Below are 14,310 nucleotides of genomic sequence, written 5' to 3'. Positions count from 1 at the left end.
ACCGCCCGCACCGCCGCCGGCCGCCCGGCGCCACGCGGTCCGCACCACCTCGGCTGGTCCACCGCGGCCGGCCACCTGAACTCCGGGGGAACGCTGTGACCACCCTGACCGGCCGCCCGCCGCGGCCCGATCAGCAGCCCGACGCACCCCCGCCGGGGCGGCCGGAGCTGCACCGGCCCACGCAGCGCGTCGCCGAGCCGCCGCCGCAGTGGCGGGGCTCGATCCTGGCGCCGATCGCCGCCGGGGTGGCCACCCTGTGCGCCTCCACCTCGCTGACCGGCGTCGTCGGCGGGGTGGGCTGGCTCGGGTACGTCACGGTCGCCGTCGTGCTCGTCGCCGCCACCGGGCTCGCGCTGCGGGCCATCCGCACGCCCACCGCGGTCGTCGGGCTGGCCCAGCTCGTCGTGCTGTTGCTGCTGATCACCGGCGTGTTCACCAGCACCGGCATCCTCGGCGTCATCCCGGGCCCCGCCGCGTTCGGCGAGATCAACAGCGTGCTCACCGCGGCGTTCGAGCAGATCCGCACGGGCCTGCCGCCGGTCGAATCGACCCCGCCGATCCTGTGCCTGGTGACCATCGCGATCGGCCTGGTCGCGGTGCTCGTCGACACCCTCGCGGTGGCCGCGTCCGCGCCCGCCGCCACCGGCCTGGTGCTGCTGTGCGTCTACGCGGTGCCCGCCTCGCTGGCCGACGACATGCTCCCGTGGTGGACGTTCCTGCTCGGCGCGGCGGCCTTCGCGGGCCTGCTCGCCGTCGACGGCAATCACCGCCACCGCCGCTGGCGCAACCGCGACGCCCCCGGCCTCGGCAACGCGCCCGCCGCCGCGTCCGCACCGGTCGCCGTCGTCGCGGTCGCCCTCGTGCTGGGCCTGGTCGCGGGCACCGCGCTGACCGCCGTCGGCACCGTCGGGCGCCTGCCCGGCAGCGGCCGCAGCGGCGCGGGCGCCGGCTCCGGCGGGCTGGGCGTCAACCCGTTCACCTCGCTGCGCGGCATGCTGGACCAGGGCAGCACGGTGGACCTGTTCCGCGTCCGCGGCCTCGGCAACGACAAGCGCCTGCTGCGCGCGTTCACGCTCGACACCTACCGCCCCAACCGCGGCTGGAGCCTGCCGGACGGCCCGATGCCTGCCGGTTTCCCGGCGAACCAGCCGCTGCCCGCCGCGCCCGGCGACGACGGCTCGGGCGAGGCCCGCCAGATCCAGATCGAGCCGCTGAACTGGGTCGACGTGTGGATGCCGGTGTACGGGCAGCTGCGCGGCCTGCAGGGCGTCGGCCAGGGCTGGTACTACGACCCGACCAGCGGCGCGGTGTTCAGCGAGCGCAAGCAGCGGATCCCGGCCTACGTGGAGACCGCGTCGCTCGCCGAGCCGACGAAGGACCAGCTGGAGTCGGCCACCACCCGCGGCGGCGACATCCCGGCCAGCTACAGCCAGATCACCGGGGTCGACCCGCGCGTGGTCAGCCTCGCGCAGAACCTCGCGGCGGGCGCCACCACCGACTTCGACCGGGCGAGCGCGATCTGGCGGTACTTCAGCGGCGAGAACGGGTTCACCTACGACACCGAGACGGCCGCCGCGACCGACAGCGACGCGCTGGCCGACTTCCTGCTCAACGGCAAGCGCGGCTTCTGCGAGCAGTTCGCCTCCGCGATGGCCGTGATGCTGCGGGTGCTGAACATCCCGTCCCGGGTCGCGGTCGGGTTCACCTCCGGCTACGCCGACGGCGACACGCGCATGATCACCTCGCAGGACGCGCACGCCTGGGTCGAGGTGTACTTCGGCGACCTGGGCTGGGTCAGCTTCGACCCGACGCCGCGCTCCGACGGCCGCGGCTACGTCCCGCCGTACCTGCAGTCCGGCACCACCTCCAGCGGGTCCTCGGACTCGGAGGAGCAGGACGTGCCGAGCGTGTCCACCACGCGCGTCGCGCCGACCGGGGCGCCGGAGACCCAGGGCAGCGCCGCGAACCCGGGCGGCACGCAGGCCGCGCCGGCCGGTTCGGCGCCGGGCTGGACCGGGTGGATCGCGCTGGTGCTGGTGCTGGTCGCGCTGGCACTGACGGTGGGCGCGTTCGTCGCGATCCGCAGGCTCCGCGGGCGGACGGCGTCCTGGCTGCCACTGGCCGCGGCCGCGGCGTGGCTGGTCGCCGTGGTGCTCACCGCGTGGCTGGTGCACTGGGTGCTGGCGCTGGTGCTGTTGCTGCTCGCGGCGGCCGGGCTGGCCCCCGCGGTGCTGCGGGAGATTCACCGGCGCCGCCGCCTGACGGCGATCACGTCCCACCAGCCGGGCGCGGCGGACGCCGCCTGGGCCGAGCTGATGGACGAGTGCGCCGACCGCGGCGTCCCGATCCCGCCGAGCGACACGGTGCGGGCGGCGGCGCAGAAGGTGGCCGTGCAGCACAACCTGGACGACGCCGGGAAGAACGACCTGCGCACGGTGGTCGGCGCGGTGGAGCGCTCGTGGTACTCCCCCAGCCAGTCCACCGGCGAGGACTTCGCCACGGCGTTCGAAGGCCTGCGCCGCAGCCTGGAGCGCAACGCGCCGATGTCCTGGCGCGGGCGGCTCTTCCCGCGGTCGGTCTTCCGCAAGCGCTGACCGCTCGTCACGGTCCCCGGAACGCGGCGGACCGGCGGACGACCAGCGTGGCGGCCAGCCCGCACCCCGCGGCCAGTGCCGTCGCGGCGGGCAGGGCGCCGTGGTCGAGGGCGGCGCCGCCCACCGCGGCGCCCCCGGCGATGCCGGCCTGGAAGGCGACGATGTAGACCGCGGACGCCAGGTCGGGCCGGTCCGCCACGCGCAGGACGGCGGCCTGCAGCACCACGCCCATGCCGCCGGCGGGCACGGCCCACAGCACGACCGCGGCGGCCGCGACCACGCCGGATCCAGCGAACAGCAGCACGAGCATGGTCGCCGCGAGACCGGCCGTGACGAGCAGCGCGGTGCCGCGCGGGTGGCTGTCCACCCGCCTGCCGATCAGGACCAGGCCGAGCAGGCCCGCCACGCCGTGCGCGAACAGCAGGCCGGAGGTCGCCGGACCGGTGAGGTGGACGGATTCCGCGATGATCGCGGTGATGTAGGTGAACACGGCGAAGTGCCCGGTCACCACCACCAGCGTGGCCAGGTTGACCGGCAGGAGGGCGCGGTTCAGCGACCCGCGCGGCGTAGCCCGCGGCCCGGCAGGCGTCGGTTCGACGCTCGCGCGGATCACCACCGCCGACAGTGCCGCCGAGGCGGCCACCGCGAGGACAGTGGCCCGCCAGCCGATCGTCCCCGCCAGCCACGAAGTGAGCGGCAGCCCGAAGAGGAACGCCAGCGAGTTCCCGGCGAACACCACCGCGGTGGCGCGGCCTGCCCGGTCCGGCCCGAGCAGCCGGGCGGCCATCGGCGCGACCACCGACCAGAACACCCCGTGCCCGGCCGCCGCGACCACCCGGGCGAGCACCGCGACGGCGTACCCGGGCGCGAGCGCCAGCAGCAGGTTCGACACCGCGATCGCCCCGACCGTGACCAGCACGGCCGTGCGCCGGTCCCAGCGCGCGGTCAGCGCGACCAGCGGCACGACCGACACCGCGACCACGACCGCGTAGCCGGTCATGAGCAGCCCGATGGCAGAGCCGGGCACACCGAACCCCGCCGCCAGCTGCGGCAGCAGGGCGACCGGCAGGTTTTCCGAGGTCACGGACACGAAACACGCGGCGCTGAGCGCTCCCAGCGCCACGCTCGTCCTTCCGGCTCGCATTGTGTAACGATACACAGTTAGGCTGGGGCCATGTCCAGCCCGGGAACGTCCCGAGTCACCATGGCCGAGGTGGCGCGCCGCAGCGGCGTCTCGCCGATGACGGTGTCCTACTGCTACAACCAGCCGGATCGCGTCGCGCCGGAGACGCTGCGCCGGGTGCGCGCGGTCGCCGCCGAGCTGGGCTATCGCGGTCCCGACCCGACGGCACGGTCACTGCGTCGTCGGCGCACCGGCACGATCGGCGTGGTGCTGGGCGAGCACCTCGCCTACGCCTTCGAAGACCCGCAGGCGCGCAGCTTCCTGACCGGGGTCGCCGAGGTCTGCCGGGAGCGTGGGACGGGCCTGAACCTGATCCCGACCACGGGCGAGGACACCGACGTCGAGCGCGTGACGTCGGCGTCGGTGGACGGCTACATCCTCTGGACGACCGCCGACAGCGATCCGGTGCTCCCCGTGGTGACCGGGCTGGGCAAGCCCGTGGCGGTGCACGGCGGCCCGGCCGCGGACGGCGCGCGGGTGGTCACGATCGACAACAGGGCCTCGGCGCGGGAACTGGCCGCGCACGTCTTCGCCGGAGCGGCGCGGCCCGCGGTGCTGAGTTTTCCCTTCGGCCGCGAGCGCACGGCCCGGATGGAGACCGGGCCGGACCCGGACGGCGTGGAGTTCCCGGTGACGCGCGACCGGCTCCGCGGCGTCCTCGACCACTGCCGGGACGCGGGCCTGGACATCCGTGCGCTGCCGGTGGCCGTGGTGGCCCGCAACGACCGGGCGGAAGCGGCCGCGCAGGCCGACGCGCTGCTGGACACCGGCGCCGACGCGGTGGTGGCGATGAGCGACCAGCTCGCGTTCGCCGTCCTCGACGCGGCGCGCCGCCGGGGGCTGCGCGTGCCGGCGGACGTGGCGCTCGCCGGGTGGGACGACGGCCCGGAAGCCGAGCGGGAAGGCCTCACGACGATCACCCAGTCCCTGCACGACCAGGGCCGGGCCTGCGCGCTGATCGCCCTCGGCGCCGACGCGCCGGAGAGCGGGGCTTGGCGGCTCACGGTCCGGGCCAGCACCCGCAAGGGGTCTTGAGCGCTGCTCCCGCCACGCCCCGGAAGACCCGCCAGCGCTCAGAGCCACCTCGACGCCGACGCGCCGGAGAACGGGGCTTGGCGGCTCACGGTCCGGGCCAGCACCCGCAAGGGGCCTGAGCGGGGCCTGAAAGGGTCACCGTTCGGACCAGCACCAGCGCGAAGTCCGGAGCGGGCCCGCTTCGGCGCTGCCACGCCGCTGGGGCCGGCCTCGACGCGCCCGGAGCCACCTCTGCTCCGCCGAGGGCGACCATGCGAAAGTGCCTACGCCCGGACGGGCGTAGGCACCTCGCGGAGAAGAACTACTGCTCTTCGAAGCGCTGGCGGAACCGCTCTTCCATCCGCTGCGTGAAGGAGCTCTTGGCCTTGGCGGCCTTGGCGCCGCCCTGTTTGCCGTCGCCCCCACCACGTCCGGACATGACCGCGAGCAGAACGCCCGCGAACATCACGACGAAACCGAACACGCTCATCAACGGCACGTCGGCGACCCACAGAGCCCGCACCATCACACCCAGTACGAGCAGAGCGACCCCGACGACGAACAGCGCGATCCCCTGGATTCGGCGGCGGCGGGCGGGCCGGCGGAACCGGGCACCGCGCACCGTAGACGCGAACTTGGGGTCCTCGGCATAGAGCTCGCGCTCGATCTGGTCGAGCAGCCGCTGCTCATGCTCGGAGAGTGGCATCTTTCCTCCTCCGGCACAGCTGTCGCGGGCGCCGGGCCGCGCAACGTCCTGGACCCAACAGACACCCCTAGTGGTGTCACTCTCCAGGATACGAGTCCTTCGCGATCAGGACTACCCGATCCCGCTCCAACCTGTGCCCCGTTTGGCTCAAATCTCCCCGCCGGCCTGGGCGCTGGTGGTCTTGCTGGGCTGTCGTCGTCCCTCTGCTCAACGTTTCACACGGCTCAGGGTTCCCCCCGAGGCGGGTCGGGGTCCGGCACGAGCAGTGACGCCGGACGCACAGCGGCGGAACCGAACTTCGACCGCGCCACGTCCGCCGCCACCTCCGCGTCCCGCCACCGCGGCGCAGGCTGGTCGAAGGTCAGCTGCTCCGGCTCGGCCTCCCCGGTCAGCCCCTCCACCCGCACCCCGAGCAGGCGGACATCGGCCCCGGCGACCGCTTCCGCCAGCAGCGCCACCGCCGTCGAGTGGATCACCCGCGCCACGTCGGTGGCCGCGGGCAGGGTCCGCGCCCGCGTGATCGTGCGGAAGTCGGCGAACCGCACCTTGATCGACACGGTGCGACCGCGCAGCCCGCGCCGCCGCAGGCTCTCCGCGACGCGCTCGGACAGCCGCAGCAGCTCGCGCTCCAGCACCCGCGGGTCGCGCTGGTCGGTGTCGAAGGTGTGCTCGGCGCCCAGCGACTTCTCCGGCGAGTCGACCACCACGCCGCGCTCGTCGCGGCCGTGCGCCAGCGCGTGCAGGTGCTCGGCCGCGGCGTTGCCGACCGCCTTGCGCAGCCGCGGCAGCGGGGCCGCCGCGATGTCGGCGATCGTGGCCAGCCCGAGCCGCCGCAGGTTCTCCTCGGTCTTCTTCCCCACGCCCCACAGCGCGGAGATCGGCAGCGGGTGCAGGAACGACAGGGTCTGCCCGGCTGGCACCACCACCACGCCGTCCGGCTTCGCCATGCCCGAAGCCAGTTTCGCCACGAACTTCACCGACGCCACCCCGACCGAGCAGGTGATGCCGTGCTCGGCCTGGACGCGGCGGCGGATCAGCGCGGCGATGCCCGCCGGCGTCTCCCCCAGCCGCCGCAGCGCGCCGCTGACGTCCAGGAACGCCTCGTCCAGGCTCAGCGGCTCCACGAGCGGCGTCAGCTCGCGGAAGATCGCCATCACGCCCTTGGACACCTCGCCGTAGAGCCCGTGCGTGGGCGGCAGGAACACCCCGTGCGGGCACAGCCGGCGCGCCACCGCGACCGGCATGGCCGCCCGCACGCCGTACTCGCGCGCCGGGTAGTTCGCCGACGTCACCACCGACCGCGGGCCGGCGCCCGCCACGATCACCGGCTTGTCCACCAGCTCCGGCCGCGTGCGCAGCTCCACGGCCGCGAAGAACGCGTCCATGTCGACGTGCAGCAGCCCGCAGCCCGTGTCGTCCGGCGTGTGCCCCGCGCTCACCCGGAACCGCTCGTATCCGGCCGGCAGGGCCGCGTTCCTACCCATCGCGGACGAGCCTACGCAGGGGGTCCGACAATTCCGGTCAGAGCCGGGCGAGCAGGTGCAGGCGGCTGGCGAGGTCGCGCAGCGGCGGGATCGCGCCCGCGGCGGCCTCGAAGTCGGCGAGGTCGTCGGCGGTGTACTGCTCCGACTCGACCTCGCCCAGCACGTCCGACACCACGCCGTCGCCCTGGATCAGCTCGACGCGCAGGCCCGCGCCCGCCAGCAGGCCGCGCAGGCCGTCGGCGTCGAAGCGGCGCAGCAGCGTCTCCCCGTCGTCCGCGAGCACGCCGTCGGAACTGGTCAGCAGCACGTGCGCCTCGCGCACCCGGCCGCCCAGGGCGCGGTGCAGCGCCGCGGCGTGCCGGTTGGCGGCCAGCACGGACACCGCGCCGCCCGGCGCGACGATCCCGGCCAGCGCGCCGGCCACCGCGGCGGGGTCGTCGACGACCTCGAGCAGCCCGTGCGCCAGCACCAGGTCGGCGGAGCCGGCCGGGATCCGCGCGGCGAGCGCGTCGGTGTCGTCGGCGACGACGGTGATCGCCCCGCCGACGCCGGCCTCCTCGGCGCGCCGCCGCAGGGTCGCCAGCGCGTTCGGGCTCGGCTCGACCACCGTCACCCGGCAGCCCTCGGCGGCCAGCGGCACCGCCCAGACCCCGCTGCCGCCGCCGACGTCGACGACGGCCGGTTCGCTGGTGCCTCGTTCCCGCGCCCGGTCGAGCTCGGCCCGCAGTGCCCGCCAGACCGTGCCGGAGCCGCGTGCTGTCCCGGTATCCGTTCGCATGGCGGACAGCGTAGTGAGCCCGGTCCGGGCGCTCGCCGTGGCACTCCGGCTACGCTCGACCCCGTGCACACGGTCGCCGTACTCAGCCTCAAGGGTGGTGTCGGCAAAACCACGGTCGCGCTGGGCATCGCCTCGGCTGCGCTCCGTAGGGGAGCGCGCACGCTGGTGGCCGATCTCGACCCGCAGGGCAACGCCACCGCCACCCTCGACCCGCCCTACACCGAGGCCACGCTGGCCGACGTGCTCGCCACCCCGGTCCGCGACGTGCTGCGGCAGGCCGTGGCGCCGAGCGCGTGGAGCCCCGAGGTGGACGTGCTGGTCGGGGCGGAGGAACTCGAACTGCTCAACGAGCCGGGGCCGGACGACGACAAGGTCGGCAACCTCTCCCTGGCGCTGGACGAGCTGCACGAGCGCCCCTTGCGCGGGCGCCCGTACGAGCTGGCGATCCTGGACTGCCCGCCCTCGCTGGGGCGGCTGACGAAGTCGGCCCTGGTCGCCGCCGACAGCGCGATCCTGGTCACCGAGCCGACGATGTACGCGGTGAGCGGCGCGCAGCGCGCGCTGGAGGCGATCGAGCGGATCCGCGACGAGCACAACCCGGACCTCAAGGCGGCCGGGGTGCTGGTGAACCGGCTGCGGCCGCGCTCGCACGAGCACCAGTTCCGCATCGCCGAACTGCGGGAGTCCTTCGGCGGCCTGGTGATGCCCACGGCGATCCCGGACCGGCTCGCGGTGCAGCAGGCGCAGGGCGCGTGCAGCCCCATCCACGAGTGGCACTCCCCCGGCGCCCAGGAGGTCGCGCTGACCTTCAACATGGTGCTGGCCAAGATCCTGCGCTCGAACCGCGCTGGACGGCACCGCATCGACCGGGAGCCGCCCCCCGAGAGCACCGGCCCGATCCCCCGGACCGCGCGGACCGCGGACGATGCCCGAAGGTGACACGGTCTTCCTGGCCGGCAAGAAGGTCGAGAAGGCCCTCGCCGGCCGCGTGCTGACGCGCACCGACTTCCGGCACCCGGCGCTGGCCACCACCGACCTGGCCGGCACGACGGTGCTCGGTGTGCGGACGGTGGGCAAGCACCTGTTCTTCCGCTTCTCGCCGGACCTGAGCCTGCACAGCCACCTGAAGATGGACGGCTCGTGGGAGATCACCCGGCCCGGTTCCCGCTGGCGGCACCCGGCGCACCACGCGCGGGTGGTGCTGGAGGCCGAGGGCGTGCAGGTCGTCGGGTTCCGCGTGCACGACCTGGAACTGCTGCCCACCGCGGAGGAGTCCCGCCTGGTCGGCCACCTCGGGCCGGACTTGCTCGATCCACAGTGGAGCGACGAGCACGAGGCCCGCGCGGTGGCGGCGCTGACGCGTGAACCGGGCCGGGAGCTCGGGCTCGCGTTGCTCGACCAGCGCGTGATGGCGGGTGTGGGCAACCTCTACAAGTGCGAGATCTGCTTCCTGCTCGGCGTGACGCCGTGGACACCGGTGTCCGAATTGGACGCGGCGAAGGTGGTCCGGCTGGCGCGGAAGCTGTTGCTGGCCAACGCCTGGCGGCACGAGCAGAGCACCACCGGCGACCTCGCCCGCGGCCGCCGGAACTGGGTGTACGAGCGAACCAGGCAGGGCTGCTTCCGGTGCGGGGGCCGGCTCCGGGTCGAAGACCAGGGCCGGGACCCCCACGACGTCCAGGCGCGCCCCACCTGGTTCTGCCCGCGCTGCCAGCGCGGGCCCTCGCCTCAGCTGCGCAGCAGCTCGTTGAAGAACGTGCGGTAGCGCCGCAACGCCAGCCGCAGGTCCTCGGTGGCGGCCTCACCGCGCTGCCACTGGGCCTCCAGCCCGTGCTTGTGGTCGGCGAAGGTCTGCGCGAGCGCCTGCATGACCTCGGCCACCAGCTGGTCGGCGTCCCGCAGCGTCCGCTGTGGATCGTCGACGAACGAGGTCTGCACCTCGCGCCAGCGGTCGCGGAACTCGCTGACCTGCTCGGGGCGGAACAGCTCGACGCGCTCCTCGCCGTCGGCCTGCCTGCCGGCCGGTTCCTCGGTCACGCCCTGGCTCGCCGCGGCCTCGGCCGGCATGGTGCGCCCGGCCGGCTGTTCGGCCATCGGCTGCGCGGGTGATCCCTGAGGCGCCGGATCCTGCTGTGCGCCTGGGGTTTCCCGCCGCGGCTCCTGCTGACGAGGCGCCACCAGGTCGTCGGTGCTCAGGCCGTCGGCGGTGCGGTCCTCAGCGCGCATGGTGGCGGTCCCCCTCCTGCCCGGGGCGGACGTCGGCGTCGCCGAGCAGGTCCTCGAACACCTGCCGGTAGTGGACCATCGCCTTGCGCAGGTCCTCGGTGGACGCCTCGGTCCGCTGGTGCCCCTGCGTGATGTCGTGGGCGCGGCGGTAGTGCTCGATCGTGTCGGCGTGCTCGACGGAGAGGTCCCGGTGCTGCTGCTCGTAGCCCTCGGTCGGGTAGCCGCGCTCGGCCATCAGCGAGGTGAGCAGGCGGTCGGCCTCCAGGATGGCCGCGCCGGGCCGGTCGACGAACTGCTGCTGCACCAGCGACCACTGCTGGCGGTAGCGCTGGCGGGCGGTGTCCGGCAGCGGCCGGATGTCCAGCTCGCTGTGCCGCTTCTCCCGCTCGGCCAGGTCGCGCTCGGCGGCCCGCTTGCTCTTGCCGCCCTCGACGGCCCGCTCGTACTCGGGCCCGAACCTCTCCTGCAGGCGCCTGCGCCGCATCTGGGCGCGGGCCAGCAGGGCGATCCCGAGGATCACCACGATCGCGACGACGACGATCAGAACGACCACGGACGTGGACATCGCATTCTCTCCCGTTGGTGCGAACCAGCCCCCCGGTCACCCGATCGGGTACACCTGCCGGGGAGGCCCGAAACCCGGCATTCCGGCATGGATCGATCCAGTGCGCGGCGCGGGGGCGGGCGGAAAATTCCCCTCCGCGCGGGTGAGAACGGCCACGCCCGCCGGCCCGGAAATGCAGTTGCCGCAGGGGCACCGGCACGCCTAGCGTTGCTGGTACACGGGAAAGGAGGTGGTCCAAAGTTGTGTAGCAACGGGACTCGTGAGGTGGCTGTCCGCTAGCGGATGCCACACCCTGGACTGCTGGTGAATACCAGACAGCCACCGCCCCCCGGCGTTTCCGAGCACTGGTCCGGCTCGGGCCCGAACGGCTGACGACGGTCGGGAGTCGCGCCGGGGGTTCCCCCCAATCCCCTAATTCTCCGGGAAACGCCCCCGAAGATCGTCCGGGGCGCGCTATCCTTCGCCGGTGCTGCAGCCCGCGTACCCGCTGAAGACCGCACGGCTGATCCTCCGCCCGTTCACCAAGGCGGATCTGAACGCGCTGCACTCCTTCCAGTCCCGCCCGGACGTCACGCGGTACCTCTACTGGGAACCGCGCACCCGCGCCGAGACCGCGGCCGTCCTCGAGGACAAGATCGCCCGCTCGACGCTGACCGAGCCCGGCGAGTACCTGGCCATCGCCGTCGAGCTGATCGACACCGGTGAGCTGATCGGCGACCTCACCCTGTGGTGGACCAGCCGCGAGCACGCCAGCGGCGAGATCGGGGTCGTGTTCCACCCCCAGCACCACGGCAAGGGCTACGCCGCCGAGGCGGCCACCGAGCTGTTCCGGCTCGGGTTCGACGAATTGGGCCTGCACCGCATCCACGGCCGCTGCGACAGCCGCAACGTGGCCTCGGCGTCCCTGATGGAGGGACTGGGCATGCGGCGCGAGGCGCACCTGCGGGAGAACGAGCTCGTCAAGGGTGAGTGGACCGACGAGCTCGTCTACGCCATGCTGTCGTCGGAGTGGAAACGGCGCTGAGCGAAGATGGGGACGTGCTCTTCGACAGGCTGATCCGTCCCGCGCTCTACCGGCTCAACGACAACGACCCCGAGAAGGTGCACGAACGCACCCTCCGCGTGCTGTCCCGGCTCGCCGACGTCCCGCCCGCGCTGGCCGCGGCGCGGCGCCGGTTCGCCGTCTCGGACCCGGTGACGTTGTTCGGGCTGCGGTTCGCCAACCGGGTCGGCCTGGCCGCCGGGATGGACAAGGACGGGCGCGCCCTGGCGGCGTGGCCCGCGCTCGGGTTCGGGTTCGTCGAAGTGGGCACCGTCACGCGGCTCGCGCAGCCGGGCAACCCGAAGCCGCGGCTGTTCACGCTGCCGCACAGCGACGCGGTGATCAACCGCATGGGGTTCAACAACTCCGGCGCGGCCGCGCTGGCGCAGCGGCTGGCCGCCAAGGGGAAGCCGGACATCCCGCTGGGCGTGTCGATCGGCAAGTCCAAAGTGACCCCGCTGGAGGAGGCGGTAGCCGACTACCAGGAGTCGTTGCGGGCGCTGTACCCGTGGGCGGACTACTTCGCGATCAACGTCAGCTCCCCCAACACGCCCGGGTTGCGGGCGCTGCAGGACCGGGAGGCGCTGGCCGAGCTGCTCGCGGAGCTGGGCCGCACCGGTGAGGAGCTGGCCGCGGCGGCCGGGAAGCCGGCGACGCCGCTGCTGGTCAAGGTCGCGCCCGACCTGACCGACGACGCGCTCGCCGAGCTGCTCGAGGTGTGCGACGAGCACGGCGTGTCGGGGATCATCGCGACCAACACCACACTGGGCCGGGACGGGCTGGCCGCGGACGAAGCCGCGGTGGGCGCGGAGACCGGCGGGCTGTCCGGCAGGCCGCTCACCGAGCGGGCGCGGGAGGTCGTGGAGTTCGTGCACCGGCACACCGAGGGCACGGTGCCGATCATCGGCGTGGGCGGGATCTCGACCGGCGACGACGCGCGGCGGATGCTGGACGCCGGGGCGAGCCTGATCCAGCTCTACACCGGGTTCGCCCTGCACGGGCCCGGGCTGGTGCGTGGCATCAACCGAGCCCTGGCCGGTTCGCGGTCCGATGACGCAGGTAGGCCCGCCAGTCCCCGAACTCCGTGATGTCGGGGCCCGGTGCCGGGTGGCTGAGCAGGGCGGTGGCGGTCTCGCCGTCGTCCAGTTCGACCGGGCCGAGCGTCATCGGCGGCGGCAGCGCGGCCCGGAACCGCGCGAGGCTGCCCGGGGCGAGCAGCCACCGTTCGCCTCGCAGTGCCGCGCCGTCGTCGCGCGGGTGCACGCCGGCTTGGCCGTCGAGGGCGAGCATCCGGTAGCGGGGCGCGGTGCGGACCTCGCCGGTGAAGCGGGCGCCGAGGTCGCGCAGCTCGGCGTTGCGTGGTTGCCCACGCAGGTGCGCGCCGAACACGACGAGCGCGGTTCCCGTTGCGGGATAAGGGTTCTTCAGCTGTTCGCCGATGAGCAGGGCGGCGAGGTCGATGAGCACCTGGTCGTCGAAGGGGCGGCCGCGGAAGCGCACGCCGTGTGCGCTGACCTCCGGGCCGTCGGACGTCTCGGTGCGCTGCCCGAGGGGGACCATCGAGGTGGCGGTGTCCATTGTGGTCACTTCGGCCCCGGCGACGAGCAGCTCCCCCACGGCGTGGCGCAGCGCGGTCCGGTGCTTGGTCGAGACGGTGAGCCGGGGCCGTTCTCCGGCGGCGAGGCGGACGTCGGCGGGCCAGGCGCCGGGATCGGTGAGGGCGGTCAAGGCGCGGCAGCCGTCGGCGAGGGTGCCGGCGACGACGGCGCCTGCCGCGGGGAGCAGCCCGGCGGTCGGGGTGAGGCAGACGACGTCCGGTCGCCGGGGCGACTGCGTGGTGAGGGCGAAGTCGATCAGCCCGAGGGCCACCAGCTCGGCAGCGTCCGCTCCGCCGCGGGCCGTGCCGAGGACGACGGCGCCGGCCTCGGCCAGCCGCCGGACCGGGTCCGCGGTGGGCGAGATGCCGTCCTCGACGGCGGCGAGCAGCCCGGCGAGCGGGAGGCCCCCGTGGTCGTCGACGGCCTTGGCGTCGACGAGGACGTCCTCGTCCGCGCGGAGGGTGGCCCACAGCTCCGGCCGGTCGGCGATCGCGATGAGGTCGAGGGCGGCGGCCACGGCACGCCGCGCACTGGCCGGCGCCGGCGGGGGCGGAGGAGGCTCGGGCGGAAGCGGCGGGTTGTCCATCCTCCGACGGTAGGGAGACGATGTTCCGCCGCGGTTACGCCGCGAGGGGCATGGTCAATTTGTCGTTAATCCGATGCGCGGCCGAGGCAGCACAGCCCCGAACGGCGGCTTGACTCCTGGCTCGCGGGTGGCTCGGGTCGCCGGTGCCGGTGGCACCGTGCCCGCCGAGCACGACATGGCGTGCGCCGGGCCGGAGTGCGCACCGAGGAAGGTGCCGCCCGCGCCGATCGAATGAGACTCGCCACGGTGAGTGTGCGACTCGCGCGGACCAGCACGGGACTCGCCGCGCCGAGCGTGCGACTCGCGCCCACCACCGCGGAACTCGCCGCGCCGCACACGGGACTCGCGGACGATCGTGGAACCCGCCGCGTCGCACGCGCCACTCCCGGCCACCACCGCGGAACTCGCCACGCCGCACGCGCCACTCCCGCCCACCAACGCGGGACTCGCCGCGTCACGCGCGGGACTCGCGGACGATCGTGGAACCCGCCGCGCCGAACGCGCCACTCCCGTCCACCACCGCGGAACTCGCCG

Annotated in this window: 13 protein-coding genes; 6 read left to right on the top strand and 7 right to left on the bottom strand. The window is 74.2% G+C overall.

Translation table 11 applies throughout. The features are described from left to right. Positions 1-95: 95 nt before the first annotated feature. Positions 96-2,594, top strand: a complete 2,499-nt coding sequence (locus AMY39116_RS0340835; protein WP_020423364.1) for a transglutaminaseTgpA domain-containing protein — start codon at positions 96-98, stop codon at positions 2,592-2,594. Positions 2,595-2,601: 7 nt separating this feature from the next. On the opposite strand, the gene AMY39116_RS44405 is transcribed toward AMY39116_RS0340835, so the two are convergent. Continuing rightward, positions 2,602-3,738 (bottom strand): MFS transporter, encoded by a 1,137-nt coding sequence (locus tag AMY39116_RS44405; protein WP_039792148.1) that lies wholly within the window; start codon positions 3,736-3,738, stop codon positions 2,602-2,604. 30 nt (positions 3,739-3,768) lie between these two features. On the opposite strand from AMY39116_RS44405, the gene AMY39116_RS0340825 reads away from it, so the two are divergent. Continuing rightward, positions 3,769-4,812 carry a LacI family DNA-binding transcriptional regulator gene (locus tag AMY39116_RS0340825; protein ID WP_039792147.1) on the top strand — a complete coding sequence of 348 codons (1,044 nt, stop codon included), beginning with the start codon at positions 3,769-3,771 and terminating at the stop codon, positions 4,810-4,812. Between the two features lie 301 nt (positions 4,813-5,113). Here the strand turns inward: AMY39116_RS0340825 and AMY39116_RS0340820 are convergent, their stop codons facing one another. From AMY39116_RS0340820 to AMY39116_RS0340810, 3 genes are all read right to left on the bottom strand, one after another. Next, positions 5,114-5,497, bottom strand: coding sequence for a DUF3040 domain-containing protein (locus tag AMY39116_RS0340820; RefSeq protein ID WP_020423361.1), 384 nt, complete (start codon positions 5,495-5,497; stop codon positions 5,114-5,116). 224 nt (positions 5,498-5,721) lie between these two features. Continuing rightward, the gene (dinB, locus tag AMY39116_RS0340815; protein ID WP_020423360.1) at positions 5,722-6,981 is read right to left on the bottom strand and encodes a DNA polymerase IV; all 1,260 of its coding nucleotides are present in this window, start codon (positions 6,979-6,981) and stop codon (positions 5,722-5,724) included. A gap of 37 nt (positions 6,982-7,018) precedes the next feature. After that, the gene (locus AMY39116_RS0340810) at positions 7,019-7,759 is read right to left on the bottom strand and encodes a methyltransferase domain-containing protein (RefSeq protein WP_020423359.1); all 741 of its coding nucleotides are present in this window, start codon (positions 7,757-7,759) and stop codon (positions 7,019-7,021) included. Between the two features lie 63 nt (positions 7,760-7,822). Here AMY39116_RS0340810 and AMY39116_RS0340805 point away from each other — a divergent pair, with 63 nt between their 5' ends. Then, complete coding sequence (locus AMY39116_RS0340805) at positions 7,823-8,698, top strand: ParA family protein (RefSeq protein WP_027936674.1); 876 nt, start codon at positions 7,823-7,825, stop codon at positions 8,696-8,698. Next, positions 8,685-9,524 (top strand): DNA-formamidopyrimidine glycosylase family protein, encoded by an 840-nt coding sequence (locus AMY39116_RS0340800; RefSeq protein WP_020423357.1) that lies wholly within the window; start codon positions 8,685-8,687, stop codon positions 9,522-9,524. Before AMY39116_RS0340805 ends, AMY39116_RS0340800 begins: the two co-directional genes overlap by 14 nt. Here AMY39116_RS0340800 and AMY39116_RS44400 read toward each other — a convergent pair. Then, positions 9,488-9,985: a hypothetical protein gene (locus AMY39116_RS44400; RefSeq protein ID WP_020423356.1), complete on the bottom strand. Its 498-nt coding sequence runs from the start codon at positions 9,983-9,985 to the stop codon at positions 9,488-9,490. The genes AMY39116_RS0340800 and AMY39116_RS44400 overlap by 37 nt on opposite strands. Further along, on the bottom strand, positions 9,975-10,550 hold the full coding sequence (locus tag AMY39116_RS44395) for a hypothetical protein (protein ID WP_020423355.1): 576 nt from the start codon (positions 10,548-10,550) through the stop codon (positions 9,975-9,977). The genes AMY39116_RS44400 and AMY39116_RS44395 overlap by 11 nt, the downstream gene beginning before the upstream one ends. A 466-nt stretch (positions 10,551-11,016) precedes the next feature. Between AMY39116_RS44395 and AMY39116_RS0340790 the strand changes: the two genes are divergently transcribed. Next, positions 11,017-11,574, top strand: a complete 558-nt coding sequence (locus AMY39116_RS0340790; protein ID WP_020423354.1) for a GNAT family N-acetyltransferase — start codon at positions 11,017-11,019, stop codon at positions 11,572-11,574. A 14-nt stretch (positions 11,575-11,588) separates the two neighbouring features. Next, positions 11,589-12,680 carry a quinone-dependent dihydroorotate dehydrogenase gene (locus AMY39116_RS0340785; RefSeq protein WP_039792149.1) on the top strand — a complete coding sequence of 364 codons (1,092 nt, stop codon included), beginning with the start codon at positions 11,589-11,591 and terminating at the stop codon, positions 12,678-12,680. Here the strand turns inward: AMY39116_RS0340785 and AMY39116_RS0340780 are convergent. Then, the gene (locus AMY39116_RS0340780; RefSeq protein ID WP_027936673.1) at positions 12,613-13,776 is read right to left on the bottom strand and encodes a hypothetical protein; all 1,164 of its coding nucleotides are present in this window, start codon (positions 13,774-13,776) and stop codon (positions 12,613-12,615) included. The genes AMY39116_RS0340785 and AMY39116_RS0340780 overlap by 68 nt on opposite strands. Between the last annotated feature and the right edge of the window lie 534 nt (positions 13,777-14,310).

Source organism: Amycolatopsis sp. ATCC 39116, from assembly GCF_000231075.2.
GTDB lineage: Bacteria > Actinomycetota > Actinomycetes > Mycobacteriales > Pseudonocardiaceae > Amycolatopsis_E > Amycolatopsis_E tucumanensis.
This window is presented reverse-complemented; position numbering and strand designations above follow the sequence as displayed.

Excerpts from the sequence above, each read along its gene's own strand:
- AMY39116_RS0340810 (WP_020423359.1), bottom strand. The coding sequence starts at position 7,759 with ATGCGAACGGATACCGGGACAGCACGCGGCTCCGGCACGGTCTGGCGG.
- AMY39116_RS44395 (WP_020423355.1), bottom strand. The coding sequence starts at position 10,550 with ATGTCCACGTCCGTGGTCGTTCTGATCGTCGTCGTCGCGATCGTGGTG.
- AMY39116_RS44405 (WP_039792148.1), bottom strand. The coding sequence starts at position 3,738 with ATGCGAGCCGGAAGGACGAGCGTGGCGCTGGGAGCGCTCAGCGCCGCG.
- AMY39116_RS0340825 (WP_039792147.1), top strand. The coding sequence starts at position 3,769 with ATGTCCAGCCCGGGAACGTCCCGAGTCACCATGGCCGAGGTGGCGCGC.
- AMY39116_RS0340780 (WP_027936673.1), bottom strand. The coding sequence starts at position 13,776 with ATGGACAACCCGCCGCTTCCGCCCGAGCCTCCTCCGCCCCCGCCGGCG.
- AMY39116_RS0340820 (WP_020423361.1), bottom strand. The coding sequence starts at position 5,497 with ATGCCACTCTCCGAGCATGAGCAGCGGCTGCTCGACCAGATCGAGCGC.
- AMY39116_RS44400 (WP_020423356.1), bottom strand. The coding sequence starts at position 9,985 with ATGCGCGCTGAGGACCGCACCGCCGACGGCCTGAGCACCGACGACCTG.
- dinB (WP_020423360.1), bottom strand. The coding sequence starts at position 6,981 with ATGGGTAGGAACGCGGCCCTGCCGGCCGGATACGAGCGGTTCCGGGTG.
- AMY39116_RS0340800 (WP_020423357.1), top strand. The coding sequence starts at position 8,685 with ATGCCCGAAGGTGACACGGTCTTCCTGGCCGGCAAGAAGGTCGAGAAG.